This is a genomic window from Paenibacillus plantarum, assembly GCF_013141695.1.
Taxonomy (GTDB): Bacteria; Bacillota; Bacilli; order Paenibacillales; family NBRC-103111; genus Paenibacillus_E; species Paenibacillus_E plantarum.
The window spans coordinates 46,513-68,201 of the sequence record NZ_WHNY01000090.1 but is presented as its reverse complement, the minus strand read 5'-3'; the positions used below and the strand labels follow the sequence as shown (position 1 = coordinate 68,201).

Here is a 21,689-nt window from a genome sequence, read left to right as displayed (position 1 = left end):
TTAGCAAATGACTGCGAGGGTAGGTAGGTCAGCGGGTGCCCACTCCAGTTCTTTGAGTTTATCTAAAGGCAACCAAACTAATTCTTCGTGTTCACTGGCAACTGCATCGCCATCAATAATTTTAGCTTTATAAGTAATTAACCTTACGATAACATTGGGATACTCGTGGGCAGCATCGGCAACAAGTTCGCCTACTTCAATTGTGCAGTTTAGTTCTTCTTTAATCTCACGAGCGAGACTTTCCTGAGGAGTCTCATTAGCTTCTATTTTCCCTCCAGGAAACTCCCAATAGCCAGGTAATGACATCTGTTGAGAGCGGAGTGCACATAGCACTTCGTTCTTTTCGTTATAAATAACAGCACCGACAACATCGACTTTTTTCATGATTTGTAATCTCCTACTCTAATTTAGTTGTACTTATATTATAGCTTTAATTTAATGAGGTTCAAATAACAGAATACATTTAAGAGTCAAAGAGCGACCTCGAATACCAATTCGAGGTCGCTCTTTGATTTTATTTTTTTGTAAGAAGAATATCCTTAGATATTTTATGTATCAGTTTAATTTCATCAACACTTCTATCTTCAAGAAATTGTTTGTGAATCTCAAGTACTGCGGTTTTATCAAAATCAGTAGATGTAACATCAATTTCATTCAAGTTAAAGAAAGTTCCAAGATCCGTATCAAGAGCAGTAATAATTTTATCTAGAGAGTCGAGAGAGATATTCCGCGCACCTCTTTCAACATCACCAATATATGAATTCTTCAATTGAGCTAGTTCACCGAGTTTTTCTTGGGAAAGCCCTCTTTGTTTTCGTATCATACGGATCCGTTCGCCAGCTAATTTACGTAAGTTACCCATAATAACCACCTCAGTAATAGAGTAGGTTTTAAATAATATAGCAAACAGACCTTTAATAGTGTATATTATTTATAATTACACTTATAAGTTACTATATGATGTGGTTATGCGAAGAGTACTCATTTACTGAATTTAGAAAGGATGATACAGAAAGGTAGATCATTTCCTCATTATTGTAGGAGTTTGCGCGAAAGCTATTGTGTTGTACTACTAAACTCAGCATTAACAGAAAAGAAGCTGGATAAACATTGCCTATCATTGGAGGTGAGCTAAATGAACGATATCCATGACAAATATAATGAAGCCATTAATGAGGAGCAGATACTCATTCATAGAATCAGTGTGTGCAAAGAACTAATAGATATTATCTTAAGATATATCTCCGAGAAGGCAGATTCTATTCACATGCTTACAGTAGAGGACATTATTACTTCGGTTCATACAATAGGTCAAGATCTGGATACGGAATTGCTCCATTTGAGAATGGAGAAGGGGATTTTGGATAATAAGCTCAAAGGGTTAATGGATTAAGATGATAGCCTCCCCCGCACAAGCGGTGGAGGCTTTTCCTAATTTATTGGGATCTATACAGAAACATAATTCACAGTATCTCAGTATATATAAATAGTTAAAACAAGAAGATGAAAGTGGTGAGTAAATGAAGAAATTGGACGGCCTCTAACTTCCCCCAAGGAGGTTAGACCAATGAGCAGAAGTTACAAAAAATCCCCAGTATGTACCGATCTCACTTCTCCAAGAAGCAGATGGTCCAAACGTCAAGCAGCTAAAGCTGTTAGACGACATGACGGAATTATTGAAAATGGCAGATCTTACAGAAAGTTATTTTGTTCCTGGAATATTTGTGATTATCGGTTTTATCAGACAAAAGAAAAGGCCATTCTCGAGTGGGAAATGAATGCAAGACTTCAATCAAGATTATCAAAAGAAAGAATGCTTAGAAATTGGGAGAAGTTCTACAGGAGAAAATAAGCATGAAGCGTTGGCCAGGGAAGTGCCAGCGCTTTTTGTATTTAATAAGGTTTTTGGCGAAGTGGCCTATATGGGATATGTTCTTGGATGAGACTATCCAGGAGCTAGGAAGCACCCGACTACAGGGTGTTTTTTTTATATTACAAAATGGAAGGATTTATGTAGCATAATGTCGAATTTATCCAGAAATCAACTCCCCTACATAAGAATGGAAAGGAATTTATAGCTATGAATAGCGAATTATCTCAATTGGCGACCCAAAGTTTTGTTGCCCCATTTTATTTTATTGCCATGTGCATTGCTGGATTTTCTTTTATAGGAGCATTACTTTATTACCGTTTCCTAAGTAAATGGTTACACGAAAAGCTTGCGACACTAGTCTGGTTCATTGGAGCCGTCTTTATTTTATTTACAAGTGCTGAGAGATATGATGCAATAAAGGTTTTTGTTAAAGACTGGACTGTTACAGGTATGATTATAGGAATGTTAATCTCCGCTGTCGCTCTGGGTGTTATAGTTGCTCTACTTCCTAGTAAGAAAAAAGGTAGGGTCAAGAAAACTAAAATAAAAGCTAATAGAAGCAAAGCTCAACGACCACACTCTTCTACACAAAATAGATCGGATCAAGAAATTCTAAGTAGCTCGCTGGAAAGCTTATCGGGCGCGGAGTTCGAACGATTGCTTGCGCTTTATTTTCGGGATAAAGGCTATGAGGTTAAAGAAGTTGGTATAGGCGGTAAGGATGGGGGCGTGGATTTGGTCATTATTGACCAACGCGGTGAGAAGACTGCTGTACAAGCCAAATGCTACGCAAACCATAACACTGTTGGTGTACAAATTGTACGGGAACTGGTAGGAGCTAAAAGGAATCATGATTGTATCTTATCGTTACTGATCACTACTTCGGATTTAACGGAACCTGCAAAAAAAGAAGCTGAGCAGTTCAAAGTTGATTATTGGCATGGGGCGGTTGTAGAGCAGAAATTGAAATCATGGGGAAAATGGCAACCAACGAACAAGAAGATAAAGGTACAACCAGTAAAAGATACAGTTCGAAATGAAGTACAGAAATCCCAAGCTCAAGTCTCAGCTGCGACAGAAACAATATGCACATGTGGCGCTCCTATGGTTTCGAGAAAAGGGAGAGAGGGGAAGGCGTTCTTGGGCTGTTCCACATTTCCTAAGTGTAGGCAGACGAGATCAGTTTAATGATATAAAAATAAGAAAGCCTACTCGAGTTCAGTCAATGACTCAAGTAGGCTTATTTTGTGTACGCTGTACTACCCATCTTCTTGATCATCCTCGACAAGATCAATAATTTCCCGTATAGCGATAATAAAGTGAAAAATCAACATAGATATAGTATATTTAGGTCAAAGTTCTTAGGAAGATTTGGCGAAAAAGGGAAATGGACTCAATGAGAAAACAGTTGACGGTACTAATCGGTATGATTGTTGTATTCACCGTCGTTACATCGCTATTCATTTATGAATGGCTGAATCCTACGTTTCAGTACCCGGAAGCGCGAAATGGGGTGCTGGACGCCAGACAATGGGATTTTGCGAAGCAAGGAATTGTACCGTTGCGGGGAGAGTGGGAGTTTTACGAGAACAAGCTGCTGACTCCGCAAGATTTCCACACAAGTAATAAGACACTGGAAGCGGAGCGCCGAATCGTTCGCGTTCCCGGAGGGTGGAAGGGTGTCGTTTCCTCGGGCAGCGGGTATGGTGCGGGTACGTACCGTCTGCGAATTGAGGTTGGCGATTCTGACTTTTATAGCCTTAGAGGCAAAAAAATTCGTATGTCCAGCCGTATCTATATGGACGGATCGGACCTAGGCGGTACCGGAAAACCGGATTTGTCAGCAGACAGATTCGTACCTAGCAATCTTCCGTTCTTCGGTACAATCAAAGCGGATACCGACACCATTGACATTATCATTCAGATAGCTAGCTACCGCTATCTGGAAGGCGGATTGGTGCAAGCGCCGGAATTCGGGTTAACTGATGATGTAATGGCCAGGCGCGATAATGCCCGTCTGGCGGATATGATTGTCATAACCGCGCTGCTGGTATTCGGGGTTTATTTCGCAGGTACGTTCAAGCAATGGAAGAAAGATCCGTATCTCGTCTGTTTCAGTTTGTTCTGCTTGTCATTAGGGTTATTCTTCAGCATCGACAACGAAATCGTCATGGTCACCCTGCTCCCAGAGATACCCTTCCTGTTGTTGCAGAAAATGCTGTTCATCCTGCCCTACGTATCCCTCTTCTCGTATACGCTCTACGTCTATCTGTACCTGGACCTTAAGGGGAGTACGGAATATAAGTGGCTGAGACGGGTCTCTTATGTCTATTTGATCGTATTGGTTGCTCTGCCGAACGACTACTTGGTCGATATTCTTTGGATCGGAATTATCCTGCAATTGATCACCTTCGCGTTTATGATTCGCTGGATTTTTCGTAATCGAAATGGCGGGGTTCAGGTTTACTATATTTTACTCGGTCTATTTTTCCTTATTATTAGCTGGGTGTATGCCCAGACGCGCTATCAGCTGGCGCTCGACAACCCATATTATATGATCGTCACGCCGCTGCTACTCGTTCTATCGCAGTCGTTTCTCATGTCGGACCGGATGCGCGACGCGTTCGAGCGGAACGAGCGATTGGCCGAACAGCTCATTGCGTACGATCGCCAAAAAGACGAGTTTCTCATCCACACGTCCCACGAATTCAAGACGCCGCTGCACGGCATTATTAATCTGGCGCAGGTGGTCATTGACCAGAGCGGTGAAGAGATGGCGCATCGGCATCGCGACAATCTGAACTTCATCATTGCCCAGGCGAACCGCCTGTCTACGCTGGTGAATGACATTATCGATTTTCAAAGCTTGCAGCAAGGCAGCCTGATGTTTCACAATCGGTTCTTCGATGTCAGCGGCACGGTGCAGGCTACGCTCGAAGCGCTGAAATACCTGCGCAGGAACGATCAGGTACAACTGATCAATCAGGTGATTCCGGGAACCTACTATTTGTTCACCGACGAGAACCGACTGAAGCAAATTCTCGTGAATCTGGTAGGTAATGCGTTGAAGTTTACGGAACGGGGAAGCGTGGCGGTAGCCGCTGAGTCGCGAGAAGGTTGGCTGAGCCTGACGTTCGCGGACACCGGCGCCGGGATGAACGGGGAGCGGCGGCAGGGGCTATTCAAAGCCGATCTGTACGAAGGCGACGGAGAGCCGGCGGTCTCGATGTTTCAATCTTCCGGTCTGGGTCTGAAAATATCGAAGGCTCTTGCGATGCAAATGGGCGGCGATCTGGAACTGGAGTGGTCGGAGCCGGGAAGAGGTTCCGTGTTTGAGCTGCGGCTGCCGGAGGCGTCGGCAATGCAGAGGGAACCGGAGGCCGCCTGGGCAGAAGTCGCTGTCGGCGAGGAACCGCCGCTGCTGTCCGAGGCAAGCTCGTTGACGGCTGAAGAGACGTCTCCGCAAGCGATGGAACGATCTCCCAAGGTGAAGATTTTGCTGGTGGATGATGATGCCTCCAATATCAAGGTGCTGCAGGAGTTATTAGCGCCCAGTCGCTATCACATTCTCGTAGCGTATAACGGAGCGGATGCGCTCAAGCTGATCCAGAAGCATCGTGGCGATGTGTCGCTTGTCCTGCTCGATGTGATGATGCCCGAGCTTTCCGGATATGAAGTGTGCAGGCGAATTCGGGAGGAGACCCCGCTATACAAGCTGCCCGTTTTGCTGCTGACGGTACGCAGCTCGCCGGCTGATATCGCGATGGGCTTCGAGGCGGGGGCCAACGATTTTCTGGTGAAGCCATTCAACGGCAAGGAGCTGCTGGCCCGAGTACAGACGATGCTTCAATTGAAGGAAGCCGTCGAGCAGGCCATTCACATGGAGACGCTGTTTCTGCAATCGCAGATCAAGCCGCATTTTATATACAACGCCTTGAGCGGCATTATCTCGTTATGCTACAGCGACGGAGAGCGGGCAGGCAAGCTGCTGGGCCAATTCAGCAACTATTTGCGGCTCAGCTTCGATTTGGACCCCCGACATGCCAAGGTCAGTCTGAAGCGGGAGCTGTCTCTGACCAAATCCTATGTCGAGCTGGAGATGGCTCGTTTCGGTGCACGTCTGAATGTGGAATGGGATGTTGATGTCCGAACAGCGACGTTGATTCCGGCGTTAATCCTGCAGCCATTGGTCGAAAATGCGATTCGTCACGGCATCATGAAGCGACTGTCGGGAGGCACGGTGGTCATTCGGGCGAAGCTAGAGCCGCAAGGCTTGCGTATAGCCGTACTGGACGATGGGGTTGGCATGACCGAAGAGCAGTTGGATCGAATCGTAAGGCCGGAGCGGTTGGAAGGAAGCATCGGTGTAATTAACGTACATAAGCGGCTAATGAACGAGTTCGGGCAAGGCTTGCTGGTGGAGAGCGTTCAGGGCAAGGGCACGACAGTCGCTTTCCTGATTCCATCCAGCGTGGAAACGGCCGGACCTGACAGAGAGAGGGACGATGCAGGATGATAAGAGCGATTGTCGTAGATGATGAACAGCTCGTTGCCGAGCAAGTTGACAGAATGTTGGTTCATGCCGGCGCAAAGGTGTTGGGTCGCTGCGTGAATCCTCACGAGGCGTTTGGAATGGCCAAAGCATTACAGCCTGATGTACTGTTTCTGGATATCGAAATGCCGGAGCTGAGCGGATTGGAAATCGCGGAGCAGGTATATGCGGACAAGCTCGACATGGAAGTTGTGTTCATTACCGCCTACAATCAATATGCGCTCGACGCTTTTCGGGTGAATGCGCTCGACTATTTGCTAAAGCCGGTGATGGAGGAAGATTTGGAGCGTACGCTTGAACGCATTTCGAAAAGAAGACAGCATCGCGGAGGAGCCATAGGCAGCGGACAACGGACGGCTGTTGCCACGCTATTCGGCAAGTTCGCGCTGCATATGGATGATGCCCACGAGCCGGTTCGCTGGGTAACGGCCAAGTGCGCGGAGTTGTTCGCGTATATGCTGCTGCAGCCTTGTGAAAAGGAGGTCAGCAAGTGGGAGTTGTTCGAGGTGCTCTGGCCGAACCAGAATGAGGAGAAGGCAGGCATCAACCTTCGAAGCACGGTTAGCAGAATTAACAAGACGTTACGAGATTGCCGCTCGGGAATGGCGCTGGCTTCCGTCAGAAACGGCTACAGGCTGGTTTTGTCCGATGAAGCGCTGTCAGTGGACGCGGCGGAATTAGAACTGTTCGTGCTGGATGCCGTCGAGCCGATCGCGGATAATCTGGCCTATGTGGAGCTACTCGTTCTCCGTTGCAGCCGACCGTTCCTGCAAGAATTCGACAGCGTCTGGTGCGAGCCATACCGAAGTCAGTATCGTCAGTATTTCCTGCACCTGGGGAAGAACCTCCTCTTGTATTACGAAAAAGCCGAGGTTGAGCCGCTCAAGGCGCTGCGGCTGGCCGAGCTGCTCGTCGAACACGATTCATACGACGAATCGTTGCGGGAAACGGCGTCAAAGCTGCACCATCGCATCGGCGGTCCGCAACGCGCGGCTGCCTACTATGAAGCATATGCCGAGATGATCCGCACCGAGCTGGGTACTTTGCCGGGAGAGACGCTTACCGCGTTGCTTAGCGCCTTAACGGATTGAACCTTATTAGATGAAGGAACCTGCTAACCGAAGCGGGTTCCTTTTTGTTTTGCAACATTTTTGCAACATCGCTCCCGTTATAATGGCACATAGCGTATATCAAAACAACTAGGGAGGCACTTGAATGAACCGGGATAATCCTAAGCTCAAAAGATTCATCTCAACAACTTTGGCGTTTTTACTGATTTTTAACGTACTATCCTTTTTGAATTGGCAAAAGGCGCATGCGGCGGCTGCGACGAACCTGGCGCTGAACAAGCCGGTGACGGTAAGCGGAACTTTTAGTAGCTACGTGGGAAGTAATGCAGTAGATGGCATTAACAGTACTTTCTGGTCTCAAAGCAACACAACCACAGGGGGCTATTTAACGGTCGATTTAGGCACACAGACGACCTTTAATTCATGGGAAATTTATCGTGGTTGGTACATTATGGGTATCGAATTGCAAATCAGCTCGAATGGGGTAAACTTCTCTCCGATCAACGATCCTAATGCTTCGGCTACGATGACTCCAACCCAGTACTATGACTCGGGCGTGAAGTATTTATCATCCCCAGTTTCTGCAAGATATGTCAGACTTGTTATTAAATCTAATTACGATACATATTTTCGAATATATGAATTCAACCTCTACAACATAACAGCACCTAGCGCCCCGTTGAACGTTAGCGCTTTAGGTGGCGTTAACCAAGCGAGGATATCCTTTGATCCTCCGACAAGTAACGGCGGTGCCGCGATTACGAGATACACCGTCACTTCCTCGCCGGGCAACATTACCGCATCGGGCACTTCCAGTCCGATTACGGTCACAAGTTTACCAGCAGGAGACTATACGTTCACGGTTAAAGCGATGAATATTTCGATAACGGGCTCTAGTTCCACAGCTTCCAATTCTGTTACGGTCACCGCAGCGACGTCGCCTGAAGGGACGCCGACGGCGGGGATTAACTACGCAGCGGAACAACTGACGGGGCTGGTGCCGAACGGCGCCTACACCATTAACGGAACAGCGGTAACGACCGACGGCAGCGGCAAGGCCGCGATCAACAGCAGCTGGCTGGGCTTAACTGTGAACGTGGTGAAGAAAGGCAACGGCACGACGACGACCGACAGCGCGGCGCAGACAGTCAGCTTGCCTTCCCGCCCGGCGACGCCGACCGCAGGAAAGACGGACGAGACGTCCATCAACGGCAACAACGGTACGCTGACGAACGTGACGATGGCGATGGAGTACCAAAAGGGAAGCGGCAACTGGACAAGCATAAGCGGCACGACCGTAACGGGTCTGGCGCCGGATACGTACGCCGTGCGCGTCAAAGCAACATCTTCAGCCTTCACATCTGTTGCGCAGACGGTAACGATCGCGGCGTTCACCGCATCGTCGGAACCAACGCCCGCGGCGGCGATCGACTACGCAGCGGAACAGTTGACGGGGCTGGTGCCGAACGGCGCCTACACTATTAACGGAACGGCGGTGACGGCCGACGGCAACGGTAAGGCGGCGATCAACAGCAGCTGGCTGGGCTTAACTGTGAACGTGGTGAAGAAGGGCAACAGCACAACCACGACCGACAGCGCGTCGCAGACAGTCAGCTTGCCTTCCCGCCCGGCGACGCCGACCGCAGGAAAGACGGACGAGACGTCCATCAACGGAAACAACGGTACGCTGACGAACGTGACGACGGCGATGGAGTACAAAAAGGGAAGTGGCAACTGGACAAACATAAGCGGCACGACCGTAACGGGGCTGGCGCCGGATACGTACGCCGTGCGCGTCAAAGCAACGTCTTCGGCTTTCGCATCTGTTGCACAGACGGTAACGATCGCGGCGTTCACCGCATCGTCAGAACCAACGCCGGCGGCGGAGATCGACTACGCAGCGGAACAGTTGACGGGGCTGGTGCTTAACGGCGCCTACACCATTAACGGAACGGCGGTGACGGCCGACGGCAACGGTAAGGCCGCGATCAACAGCAGCTGGCTGGGGTTAGCTGTGAACGTGGTGAAGAAGGGCAACAGCACAACCACGACCGACAGCGCGTCGCAGACGTTGAGCCTGCCGGCCCGCCCGGCGATGCCGACCGCAGGAAAGACGGACGAGACGTCCATCAACGGCAACAACGGTACGCTGACGAACGTGACATCGGCGATGGAGTACAAAAAGGGAAGCGGCAACTGGACAAGCATAAGCGGCACGACCGTAACGGGTCTGGCGCCGGATACGTACTCCGTGCGCGTCAAAGCAACGTCTTCGGCTTTCGTATCTGATGCACAGACGGTAACGATCGCGGCGTTCACCGCATCGTCGGAACCAACGCCCGCGGCGGCGATCGACTACGCAGCGGAACAGCTGACGGGGCTGGTGCCGAACGGCGCCTACACTATTGACGGCACGGCGGTGACGGCCGACGGCAATAGCAAGGCGGCGATCACCAGTAGCTGGCTGGGCTTAACGGTGAACGTCGTGAAGAAAGGCAACGGCACAACCACGACCGACAGCGCGGCGCAGACGTTGAGCCTGCCTTCCCGCCCGGCGACGCCGACCGCAGGAAAGACGGACGAGACGTCCATCAACGGCAACAACGGTACGCTAACGAACGTGACATCGGCGATGGAGTACCAAAAGGGAAGCGGCAACTGGACAAGTATAAGCGGCACGACCGTCACGGGGCTGGCGCCGGATACGTACGCCGTGCGGGTCAAAGCAACGTCTTCAGCCTTCGCATCTGTTGCGCAGACGGTAACGATTGCGGCGTTCACCGCATCGTCGGAACCAACGCCCGCGGCGGCGATCGACTACGCAGCGGAACAACTGACGGGGCTGGTGCCGAACGGCACCTACACCATTAACGGAACAGCGGTAACGACCGACGGCAGCGGCAAGGCCGCGATCAACAGCAGCTGGCTGGGCTTAACGGTGAACGTGGTGAAGAAAGGCAACGGCACGACGACGACCGACAGCGCGGCGCAGACGTTGAGCCTGCCTTCCCGCCCGGCGACGCCGACCGCAGGAAAGACGGACGAGACGTCCATCAACGGCAACAACGGTACGCTAACGAACGTGACGACGGCGATGGAGTACAAAAAGGGAAGCGGCAACTGGACAAGCATAAGCGGCACGACCGTAACGGGCCTGGCGCCGGATACGTACTCTGTGCGGGTCAAAGCAACGTCTTCGGCTTTCGCATCTGATGCACAGACGGTAACGATTGCGGCGTTCACCGCATCGTTGGAACCAACGCCCGCGGCGGCGATCGACTATGCGGCGGAACAGCTGACGGGGCTGGTGCCGAACGGCGCCTACACCATTAACGGAACAGCGGTGACGGCTGACGGCAGCGGTAAGGCGGCGATCAACAGCAGCTGGCTGGGCTTAACGGTGAACGTGGTGAAGAAGGGCAATAGCACAACCACGACCGACAGCGCGGCGCAGACGTTGAGCCTGCCGGCCCGCCCGGCGACACCGACCGCAGGAAAGACGGACGAGACGTCCATCAACGGCAACAACGGTACGCTAACGAACGTGACGACGGCGATGGAGTACAAAAAGGGAAGCGGTAACTGGACAAGCATAAGCGGCACGACCGTAACGGGGCTGGCGCCGGATATGTACTCCGTGCGCGTCAAAGCAACGACTTCGGCTTTCGCATCTGTTGCGCAGACGGTAACGATCGCGGCGTTCACCGCGTCGTTGGAACCAACGCCCGCGGCGGAGATCGACTACACAGAGGAACAGCTGACGGGGCTGGTGCCGAACGGCGCCTACACCATCAACGGAACAGCGGTGACGGCTGACGGCAGCGGTAAGGCGGCGATCAACAGCAGCTGGCTAGGCTTAACGGTGAACGTGGTGAAGAAAGGCAACGGCACAACCACGACCGACAGCGCGGCGCAGACACTCAGCTTGCCTTCCCGCCCGGCAGCTCCGGTTGATATAACCGTGACGGATATCACTTATAACGGAGCTAATGACGGTTCTATTCTCAATGTAAATCTCGCGATGGAGTTTAAAATAGGGAACACGGGAACATGGATGAATATAACGGGGACTTCGGTTGTCGAGCTAGCGCCTGGCGTCTATTATGTGCGAGTAGCCGCAACAGAATCGGCATTTGCCTCCATCCCTGCTCAGGTAACCATTCATGACTCGAATGCAATCATTCCAGCTGCGCCAAATGTGAGTGCCGACGATGCTAGCAATGCAATTGTCGATTTGGACACTACGATGGAATTCTCGGTCGACGGTGAAGCTTACGTCCGATATGACGGAACCAACATGCCGCAACTGAGCGGCGAGCATACGGTTCAGGTACGGGTGGCAGCCAGCGGCTCCGTTCCAGCGGGACCATCAACTACGCTAATCTTCACAACGAATGCTGCCGTTCCGGCTGGAGGTTTGAACGTGACCGCAGGAGATCCAAGTGGCGCGGCAAACGATGGCAAAACCCGGATTACTGTGACGTCTACCGTCTACGACAATCACCGGCTGGTCTACTTCAACTTCGGCAGCGGTGTCGTAGGCGTACCCAATGTCGGCGACACGCTTAGCGGCTACCTGAACGTCCCAAGTGATTGGATGATTCCGGCAGCGAACGGCGACAAGATCGGCATAGCCGAGGTAGATGCGCAAGACCTAGTCGTGAAGTTCGGTCAAACGGCGGCCATTGTGATCGCCGAGCAGCCTGCTCCTCAGCCTTTGAATGAGACATCGACCGGAACGGCCGGCTCAAAGGAAGAGTCGTTCGACGTGCTGGTTAACGGCAAGGTTGAAAATGCGGGCAAAGCAACAACGACGGTATTGGACGGCGTTAAGACGACGACGGTTGTTGTTGATCTAGCCAAACTGCGGGCGATGCTGGAAGCGGAGGGCGCGAATGCATTCGTGACCATTCCGGTCAATTCTGCGTCGAACATCATTGTCGGCGAACTGAACGGTCAGATGGTTAAAAACATGGAGAATCTCTCGGCGACGATCGTTCTGCAGACGAACAAGGGAACCTATACGTTGCCAGCGAAAGAGATCAACATCGACGAATTAGCCGGTAAGCTCGGCAGCAGTGTAAAGCTGGAGGACATTCTGTTAAAAGTCACGGTTGCGCAAACGCTGGACACGATGGCCAAGGTAGTCGAGAACGCGGCGTCGAAGGGCGAGCTCTCCGTTGTCGTGCCCGCCGTTGACTTCACGGTCACAGGCACCTATGGCGGGAAAACGGTCGAAGTCTCGACATTTAACGTCTATGTCGAACGCATGGTGGCTTTGCCTGACGGCATCGACCTGAACCGAATAACAACGGGCGTCGTCGTTGACGCCGACGGAACGGTGCGGCACGTACCAACCAAGATCGTAACGATCGATGGCAAGTCTTACGCGAAAATCAATAGCTTAACCAACAGCACGTACACGGTCGTTTGGCATCCGTTCGCCTTTGCCGACGTGGAGAAGCATTGGGCCAAGGAAGCCGTGAACGACATGGGGGCGCGCCTCGTCATCCATGGCGTGAACGATACAACGTTCAATCCGGACGCGGACATCACCCGCGCCGAGTTCGTGGCGATGATCGGGCGTGGATTGGGACTGAGGCTGGGCGAGGGATTGCAGAGCTTTGGCGACGTCGCAACGAACGCTTGGTATGCGAGCGCCATTCAGACGGCCGTAACCTACGGCCTAGTTTCGGGCTTTGAGGATGAAACCTTCCAGCCAAACGCCAAGATCACGCGCGAGCAGGCAATGGTTATCATCGCCAAAGCGATGAAGCTGACAGGTCTCGCCAAGGCAACGGGCGCGCCTGATAAAGATGCGTTGCTCGGCAATTATGCCGACAGCGCCAACATGGGAACGTGGGCCATAGACAGCATCACGTTGGCAGCCAAGGCAGGGCTGATCAGCGGTCGAAGCGGCGGCAAGTTAGAAGCCAAAGCCAATGTCACCCGTGCTGAAGTGGCGACGCTGATCCAGAGACTGCTTAAGCAGTCGAATCTCATTTAAAACCTAAAGAGTAATGAAGAAGACGTTGAGCGAATCAACGTTTTCTTTACCACATAAGAATTTATAAGTTTCCGATACTCGGAAGAACAAATTCTTATTGGCGATAAAAACAACATTTAAAACGCGGTCGTGCATCCTCGAAGGACTTCGATAGAAGCTTTTCTCAAAAGATAAGAATTTATATGTTTGGGGTTTACGAGAATCACATTAGGGGTGTTGTGAAAGAGGCCCCCCTTTCTAAAAAATGGATAGTAGGAAGACTTCACCTAAGCTAACCGTTGCTGTTGGGATAAGAGCAGCATAGGGAACCAGTTGTGATGCAAGGTTAGCTTTCATTTTTTCTGAGTTACGGACAGGGGAGCCGTTATTTAATAAGAAAAGCAGGGAGTCCAAATGCTAACGGACGCCACGGCCGTTATTCAGTCCCTTGCCACGCATGTTGGCACACAAATCAGTCAATAACGCCTCTGGTGTCCATTAAAAATCACAACGGCCTCATTTTTAGCTATTAGAGGCTGTCATGTCTGTTAGAAAATTCAACCATCCTCTTTTCGCCATACTCTCTAGGTTTGGGAAGAATATTTGAAACATTGACAACCCTCCCTATACACATCAGATTGGGTTTTTACTAAGGATCTGAGGCAGAGCCTCAGGTTTTTCTCATGTTCATGTCCATGTCCTTTCCTACTTATATAGTGTCATCTGGCAGATAACAAGCACTGTAAAATGAAAAGGAGATGGATAAATATGAATTGGTAGATCAATAGAATTAGAATATGAAACAGAAGCGCCAAAATAATAGGGATAACTGATTATTGATGAAATGAATAGATTAGTTGAAAAACACCTAATGCTTAAATTAGGTGTTTTTTTCCATTTTAACAATCCTCTCACAATCTTTTAACTCTTTAATAACAAAGTTCCAACAACGAACACAATCATGTTCAATTGATCACAATGTTTAACACTTTGAAAACAGACAATTGCACTTTCCTGTCGTACCATGGCAATAGACAGATGAACTCAGCAAATAATCGAAGGTGAATAGGATGAGCAAGTGGCTCAAATTGTTGGTGAGATTAGGTCTTGTGCTCGTGATTGTAGCCGGTGCGCTTTATTATTGGCTGCGTCCGCTTTTGGTCAGAATCGAAAGCACGACGCTGGCTAGCGGCATACATGTGAAGTTTAAGACACAAGGAACGAATGTAGAAGAATACACGAATGAAGCCTGGCAGCCCTATTTTGCCAAGGGAATTAATATGGGGGCGACGATCCCTGGACATTTTCCTGGTGAACTGATCATTTCAGAGGACGAGTATGAGAGATGGTTTGGGATGATTCAGGACATGGGGGCGAATGTCATCCGGGTGTATACGATCATGATGCCCGAGTTTTACGAGGCGCTTTCCAAATACAACATGAAACATCAGAAAGATCCGCTTTTCTTCCTTCAGGGTGTATGGAGCCCCGAGGAACAGCTGATTGAAGGGCAAGATGCCTTCGATCCTAAGATTAAGCAAAAGTTCGAGCAAGAGATTAAAGACGCGGTTTCGGCGGTCTATGGCAAAACGACACTCACGCCTGAACCACATTCGGGAAAAGCAGGAGGCACCTATACCTATAATGCAGGTCCTTATCTTATGGGCTGGATTATTGGGACGGAATGGGATCCGAAGATGGTGAAGGGGACCAATGATTTGCATAAGGACACCCCAGACTATGACGGGAAATATTTCCGGAATAAACCGGGAGCGAGCGCTTTTGAAAAGTGGCTGGCCTTGATGGTCGACACGGCGGCGCAAACGGAAATTCAGTATGGCTGGCAGCATCCCATGGCTTTCGCCAATTGGGTAACGACGGATCCGCTCACGCATCCGGGAGAGCCGCTGGTTGAAGAGGATCTGGTTAGTGTCGATCCGACGCATATCGAGGCGGCTAATTGGGAGGCGGGCTATTTTGCCTCGTATCATGTGTATCCCTATTATCCGGACTTCTTTGCATTTGATAAGTCGTTTCAGGAAATGACCAACAGCAAAGGAGAACCAGATAGTTACCTCACCTACCTGAATAAATTAAAAGCAGCGCATCCCAATCTGCCGGTCATGATTACGGAGTATGGTGTGCCGGCTTCTGTCGGTGTAGCCCACTTGGGAACGCTCGGCCGCAATCAGGGCGGTCATAGCGAGAAGCAGCAGGGAGAGATCGATACGGACTTACTGCAGCAGATTCACGGGTCCGGCTACTCTGGAGCGATTTTGTTCACGTGGCAGGACGAATGGTTTAAGAAGACGTGGAACACGCAACGCTATGATGAAGCGGATCGCCGGGCGTACTGGTATAACACGTTGACGAATGAGTCGTTCTTCGGGGTACTCGGGATGTTCCCGAGCAAAGACGATGATATTCACATCGATGGGGACGCCTCGGATTGGAACAAGTTGAAGGATAAGACGAAGCTCGATGTGCAGGCTCCCGGGTTTGAGGAGATTTGGGCCACACAGGACGAAGGCTACCTGTACTTGCAGGCCAAGCTAACTGAGCCATTTGACCCGTCGAAGGAAAGCATCTACTTCGGGGCGGATACGCTGCCTGGTGGTAATCGCCACGGACCGGAGCTTCACGGCATGACACTGGATGAAGGATTGGAAACATTGATTGAGCTGTCGGATGAAAATAAAAGCCGCATAACGATCGCTTCCAATTACGATATCCATGCCCGCATGTATGAACGTTCCGGGCTGCCGAACATCGATCCGAAGGAAAAGCTGGATGACTCGGGGATTTTTAAACCTTGGAAGCTGGCTGTCAATTATCTGCTGGAACATCCCGACTCCCGGGTTGACCACCCCTTCGGGGATGTAGAGGTTGGCCTTTTAGAGAGAGGCTATAGCGATCCGGCGCGTCCTGATTACAATTCGAAGGCAATGTGGCAGGTTCAAGGGGATGTGCTCGAAATGCGCATACCGTGGATGCTGCTGGGATTCAGCGATCCAAGCTCGCTGAGCGTTATCAACTACAACCTGCCGAGTAAAAATAAATTTGAAATGACGCACGTGAAAGGTGTTCGCTTTGTTCCATGGATTGTGAAGAATGATGGGGTCGTTGGTCGGGATAACTCCGCTGCGGCGCAGCCGGTTCCGGTATCCGCGATGCCGCTATACACATGGCAGGGATGGGAAGATAAGGTGAAATATGTGGAACGGCCGAAACAAAGTTACTACATCATGAAAGAGGCGTTGCATAAGATCAACGGACCCGTTACCAGTACCGTTCCATCGAGCAGTTAAAGAAGAGGAGAGTGCAGGTGTGTACACCAATCTTAATGCAGCCATACAAGCGTTATATATTATTTTGGCTTTTAATCTGGTTTGTGTGGTCATCATTTATGCCATCAAGATGAGAAGTATAAGAAAGAGAAAGCTGAACGACCGCTTCCAAACGAAGTTTAAGGATTACTCGACTTATGTGCAAGCGAATCTGGATGGGACAGAGCCGTTAAGAGTCCCTCCCTGGAAGATGAATCCGGTGGAAAGAGACGCAATGCAAGAGAAGCTGAATGATATGATGGAAATCTTCTCCGGCGAACAGCGGCACAAGCTGGCCCAGCTTTGCGTAGATTTGGGGCTCGTGCAGCACCATATGGAACGCTTGAGCAGCCGATCTTATCCGGTGAAGCTGGATGCCGCTTATCATTTGGGATGCATGCGGGTGAAGGAGGCGGTACCGTTTTTACTGGACATGTTAAAGGTGCATCCGCTCAATTCGTCTCTGTTTGTGGTAGCCCGAGCTGTCGCCAAGTGTGCCCGCAGCCAGCAGGAGCTCGGAGCCATGGTTCAGACGCTGCTTCAGCACAACAAGAAATGCTACGAACTGATTGTGGATATGATCGCGGACTCGGACGTGGATGCCGGTTCCTTGTACACGGGCTATGTGAGTCGTCAGGATCCAGCTTACGTTCGGATTGGGCTGATTGGGCTCAATGTCTACACAGATCCGGCAGCAGCTTCTGCGGTTTATCGTCTCATGGATTCCAAGCATGAGGACATTCAAATCAAAGCGGTGGATTTGTATCTGAAAAGCTCCCGTTTGCTGCCTAAGAACGTTGTTAGTAAGCTGTTGAGTCATCCCAATCTGGGCATTCGCCGATTGACGATAGAGACTTTGGCCGACATCAAAAGTACGGCTTACATCGAGCTGATGACAACCAGTCTGAGTGATGCCGATCAGCGAATCGTGTATGCGTCGGCCAAAGGGCTGCTACGTATGGGAGAAGAAGGTATGGTGGCGCTTTGTGAGCGCGCAGCAGCGGTTCAAGGTGTCGAACGAGGGCAGTTCATGCAGCAGCTAATTGATGATGAGATCAAGCATCTGTCTATGCAGCTGCACAATTGGGATAAGCTCATGCAATATAACACACTGATGTACACCTATGACAAAGTATTTCACAGGTCTAAACGTATCTATCGTGTCGTATAGGAGGGTTGCGTAAACATGTGGGTTTTCGGATATCAAGTAGTGTTGGATTCATTCCTGCACGGGTTAAGGGAGTTTTTGCTCTATTACAGCTATGTCGCGATCTTTTACGTTATTCTCGTCACACTGCTCTATTATTTTATCTTTGGATTCTCGATTCGGCATATTTTCTCGATCAAGCGGGGAATTCAGTACAATCGAATCAATAAGCTATCCAGTTCCAGTCAGCTTCCGCCAGTTTCCCTGTTGGTACCGGCCTATAACGAGGAGTTAACCATTATTGAGAACGTCAGGTCACTGCTGGCGCTCAATTATGCAGAGTATGAGGTGATCGTCGTCAATGACGGTTCACAGGATGGGACCTTGAAGTGCATGATTGAAGAATTCAATCTGGAGCTCCTTCATCCGGTGCTTTCCAGCTCCATTAAGACCGGAAAAGTCAGAGGGGTGTACCATAATTCCGAGTATCCCAATCTATATTTGGTAGATAAAGAGAATGGAGGGAAGGCGGATTCGTTAAACGCTGGAATTAACCTTTCCCACTATGCGTTGATTTCAACGATTGATGCGGACTCTTTGCTTGAAAAGGATGCCTTAACACGGATTGCCCGGGTCTACATGGAGAACCCCGAAGAAACGGTCGCCGTTGGGGGCAATGTTCGAATCGTGAACAGCTGCACGGTGGAAGATGGCATTGTGAAGGATGTTCAATTTCCTCGTAAGCTGCTGCCGGCGCTGCAACACGTCGAATATACGAAAGCTTTCCTCGGCGGCAGGATCGGTTGGAGCGCCGTTAATGGACTCATTATTATTTCAGGAGCCTTCGGTGTGTTTCAAAAAGAAAAGATCATCGCCGTCGGCGGTTACCGTGGTGGCTACCCTGGTGAGGATATGAACATTGTCATTAAGCTTCATCGTTACTGTTTGGACAATAAAATTCCATACCGGGTAGCGTTTTGCCCAGATGCCGTTTGCTGGACACAAGCACCAGATTCGTACCGGATCTTGAGCAGCCAGCGCAAGCGCTGGGGGCGTGGAAATCTGAAAAATATGATTGAAGAAGGTATTCACATGGTGCTGCGTCCGAAATACAAAATTTTCGGGTTGCTGACACTTCCCTATAACATTGTGTTTGAAACACTGAATCCGTATTTCCGCCTTAGCGGCCTGTTGGCAATATTGGGTTACTGGATGCTGAATATGACGGATTGGCACACGGTCGTGATCTTTTCGTTAGTCAATTTATTTTCCTGCTTTACCTTAAGCCTGGGGGCCTTATTTATTGAAGAGGCGGCCTTCAGTCGATATCCCAAGCTGCGTGACCTGAACAAAATGCTCTTGTATTCGCTCCTGATGTTTGCAGGTTATCGGCAAATTGGTGTTTGGTGGCGGTTAAGCGGACATGTCCAATTCCTGCGTAATAACAATTCGTGGGGAACGATGGTCCGTACCAATTTTAATAAATAGCAATCCTATACAAAGATAAGAGGAGTGGAGAAGATGGCGGTACTAGTTCATGATCCGATTCAAGAAGCAATGTTGCAATTAGCAGAAAGAGTTCAGGCTTCCTATGAAAAGGGTGCTCCCTACGGAATGATCCTTGCGCCATGCGCAGTGGTGGGCCAGAAGGTACTGGAACAAATGCAGTCCTATGTGAGTGGCTTTGAGCCGGAGGCACCTCTTCATTGCTTTTACTTGGATCAAAGTGGCCTTCTCGGAATCGTTCTGTCTGGGCAAAAGCTTATCGATACCCATTATGCATCGCTCGTGCTCAAAGAGTTCCTGGAGCAGCAAAATTTGCTCGAAGGTCAGACAGTCGTCGCCAGCTTCCCAGAGAGTGGGGAGTTGACGGAACAGTCCATGTCACAGCTGCTCCAAACAACGCTGCAAGGGAAAGGGGAGAGCCGAGATATTCACCTGTTCATGAATCATGGGGTTCAGCAGGGAATTACATCGATTCTCATCGCCGATCCGGACGAGGTGAGCCGAGAGTTCGTCAAGCTGCGGCTTGAGATCAACGGTTACAAGGTTGAAGAGGCCAAGGACGGGAGTGAAGCGCTCGAGAAATTTGAGAAAACAATGCCGAACTTGGTGATCACGGAGCTAAACCTGCCGATTCTTGACGGGTACCAGTTGATCGACAAAATCAAGAGGGATTATGCCGGCGAAGGACAAGTCATCGTTCTTACGGATAAGCAGCTGCCGAAAAGTATGGATCGTGCTTTTGAATTAGGCGCATCCGATTATGTGACGAAGCCCTTCTCCATTTCGGAGCTGGAGTGGAGAATCAAAAAACTAAGTTCCCGTCTGAGCTAATAAACGAGAAACACGAGAGGGTGGAATCATAATGAACGCATATAACCAATTAAAATATAAATTTCAGACAAAAACGGCCGAAATCGGGGTCATCGGTCTCGGCTATGTAGGCCTTCCTTTATGCATGGAGATGGCGAAGGGCGGGTTTACGGTATACGGCATCGATCTCGATTTCCGGAAGGTAGAGTCCCTTCAAAGCGGCAAGTCGTATATTCAAGACGTTCCGAGCGAAGAAGTGGTGAAAGCCATCGAGTCCGGTCGATTTATTCCGACGGATGACTACCATACGGTTCAAAGGCTGGATGCCATCTCCATCTGCGTACCGACGCCACTCAGTGAAAACCAAGATCCAGATACCTCTTATATTCAGAGTGTCGTCCGGGAAATTAAGAAAAATCTCAAGCGCGGAGCTTTGATTATCTTGGAGAGCACGACCTATCCGGGAACGACGGAGGAGCTTATCCAGTTCGAGCTGGAAGCGCAAGGACTTAAGGTGGGCAAGGATTTCTTCCTCTGCTTCTCGCCGGAGCGGGTCGATCCGGGTAATCCTAAATTCAATACGTTTAATACGCCAAAAGTTATCGGGGGTACGACGGAAGCGTGCATCGACCTCGGTGTAACCTTATACAGCCATGTCGTGAAGGATGTCGTACCTGTTTCCTCACCGAAAGTAGCGGAGATGTCCAAGCTGCTGGAAAATACGTTCCGCAGTATTAACATTGCGTTCATTAATGAAATGGCCATGATGTGTGACAAAATGGACATCGATGTCTGGGAGGTCATTAAGGCTGCGTCGACGAAGCCGTTTGGCTTTATGCCGTTCCATCCAGGACCTGGCATCGGCGGTCACTGCATTCCGCTGGATCCGATGTATTTATCGTGGAAAGCGAAGGAATTCCGCTTCTACAGTAAGTTTATCGAGCTGGCGCAATCCATCAATGATAATATGCCGGAGTATGTCCGCTATAAAGCTTCGCAGATTCTCAATATGTATGCCAAATCCATCCGCAATTCGAAGATTCTTATTCTAGGTATGGCGTATAAGCCGGATGTGGATGATCTTCGTGAATCGCCAGGGCTGGAGCTGTACGAGCTTCTTCGGGAGAGCGGAGCTAAAGTGGACTATTACGACCCACATGCCGTTTCCTTCCTCGATAAAGATGGTGAGACGGTACAGTCTGTTAACTACGATCTGTCCGCTTTTGCCGAATATGACGGCATGGTGCTCATCACGAATCACCGTTGCTTCAACAACCGTGAACTTGCGGAGCTTGGCGTGCCGATTATCGATACGCGCAACGCTTTTGTAGATATTCAAGGGGACAATATTTATAGATTGGGTACGGGTATTCGCAAGCGAGAAGTAAGGCTCGCTGTAGGCGTTTAAACGCATTTTAG

The 21,689-nt window shown here is 50.0% G+C and carries 13 protein-coding genes; 11 read left to right on the top strand and 2 right to left on the bottom strand.

Annotated elements, in window-relative coordinates; translation table 11 throughout:
* Nucleotides 1-384: a (deoxy)nucleoside triphosphate pyrophosphohydrolase gene (locus tag GC096_RS35495; protein WP_171637492.1), complete on the bottom strand. Its 384-nt coding sequence runs from the start codon at nucleotides 382-384 to the stop codon at nucleotides 1-3.
* Between the two features lie 130 nt (nucleotides 385-514).
* Nucleotides 515-862: a helix-turn-helix domain-containing protein gene (locus tag GC096_RS35490; RefSeq protein ID WP_171637490.1), complete on the bottom strand. Its 348-nt coding sequence runs from the start codon at nucleotides 860-862 to the stop codon at nucleotides 515-517.
* A 273-nt stretch (nucleotides 863-1,135) separates the two neighbouring features.
* Between GC096_RS35490 and GC096_RS35485 the strand changes: the two genes are divergently transcribed.
* The 11 genes from GC096_RS35485 (at nucleotide 1,136) to GC096_RS35435 (ending at nucleotide 21,678) form a co-directional block, all read left to right on the top strand.
* Entirely contained in the window at nucleotides 1,136-1,393 is a 258-nt protein-coding gene (locus tag GC096_RS35485; protein WP_171637489.1) for a hypothetical protein, read from the top strand.
* Between the two features lie 174 nt (nucleotides 1,394-1,567).
* Nucleotides 1,568-1,852, top strand: coding sequence for a hypothetical protein (locus tag GC096_RS35480; protein WP_171637488.1), 285 nt, complete (start codon nucleotides 1,568-1,570; stop codon nucleotides 1,850-1,852).
* 228 nt (nucleotides 1,853-2,080) lie between these two features.
* Nucleotides 2,081-3,061 (top strand): restriction endonuclease, encoded by a 981-nt coding sequence (locus tag GC096_RS35475; protein ID WP_246303213.1) that lies wholly within the window; start codon nucleotides 2,081-2,083, stop codon nucleotides 3,059-3,061.
* 208 nt (nucleotides 3,062-3,269) lie between these two features.
* Complete coding sequence (locus GC096_RS35470; RefSeq protein WP_171637487.1) at nucleotides 3,270-6,389, top strand: hybrid sensor histidine kinase/response regulator; 3,120 nt, start codon at nucleotides 3,270-3,272, stop codon at nucleotides 6,387-6,389.
* Nucleotides 6,386-7,516, top strand: a complete 1,131-nt coding sequence (locus tag GC096_RS35465) for a response regulator (RefSeq protein ID WP_171637485.1) — start codon at nucleotides 6,386-6,388, stop codon at nucleotides 7,514-7,516. The genes GC096_RS35470 and GC096_RS35465 overlap by 4 nt, the downstream gene beginning before the upstream one ends.
* Nucleotides 7,517-7,640: 124 nt before the next feature.
* A complete protein-coding gene (locus tag GC096_RS35460; RefSeq protein ID WP_171637484.1) occupies nucleotides 7,641-13,502 on the top strand; it encodes an S-layer homology domain-containing protein in 5,862 nt (1,953 codons plus the stop codon).
* Between the two features lie 1,049 nt (nucleotides 13,503-14,551).
* Entirely contained in the window at nucleotides 14,552-16,789 is a 2,238-nt protein-coding gene (locus tag GC096_RS35455; RefSeq protein ID WP_171637483.1) for a hypothetical protein, read from the top strand.
* Between the two features lie 19 nt (nucleotides 16,790-16,808).
* Complete coding sequence (locus GC096_RS35450) at nucleotides 16,809-17,978, top strand: HEAT repeat domain-containing protein (protein ID WP_171637482.1); 1,170 nt, start codon at nucleotides 16,809-16,811, stop codon at nucleotides 17,976-17,978.
* A gap of 15 nt (nucleotides 17,979-17,993) precedes the next feature.
* Nucleotides 17,994-19,442 (top strand): glycosyltransferase family 2 protein, encoded by a 1,449-nt coding sequence (locus tag GC096_RS35445; protein ID WP_171637481.1) that lies wholly within the window; start codon nucleotides 17,994-17,996, stop codon nucleotides 19,440-19,442.
* A 33-nt stretch (nucleotides 19,443-19,475) separates the two neighbouring features.
* Entirely contained in the window at nucleotides 19,476-20,291 is an 816-nt protein-coding gene (locus GC096_RS35440; RefSeq protein ID WP_171637480.1) for a response regulator, read from the top strand.
* A 31-nt stretch (nucleotides 20,292-20,322) separates the two neighbouring features.
* Entirely contained in the window at nucleotides 20,323-21,678 is a 1,356-nt protein-coding gene (locus GC096_RS35435; RefSeq protein ID WP_171637478.1) for a nucleotide sugar dehydrogenase, read from the top strand.
* The last annotated feature ends 11 nt before the right edge of the window (nucleotides 21,679-21,689 follow it).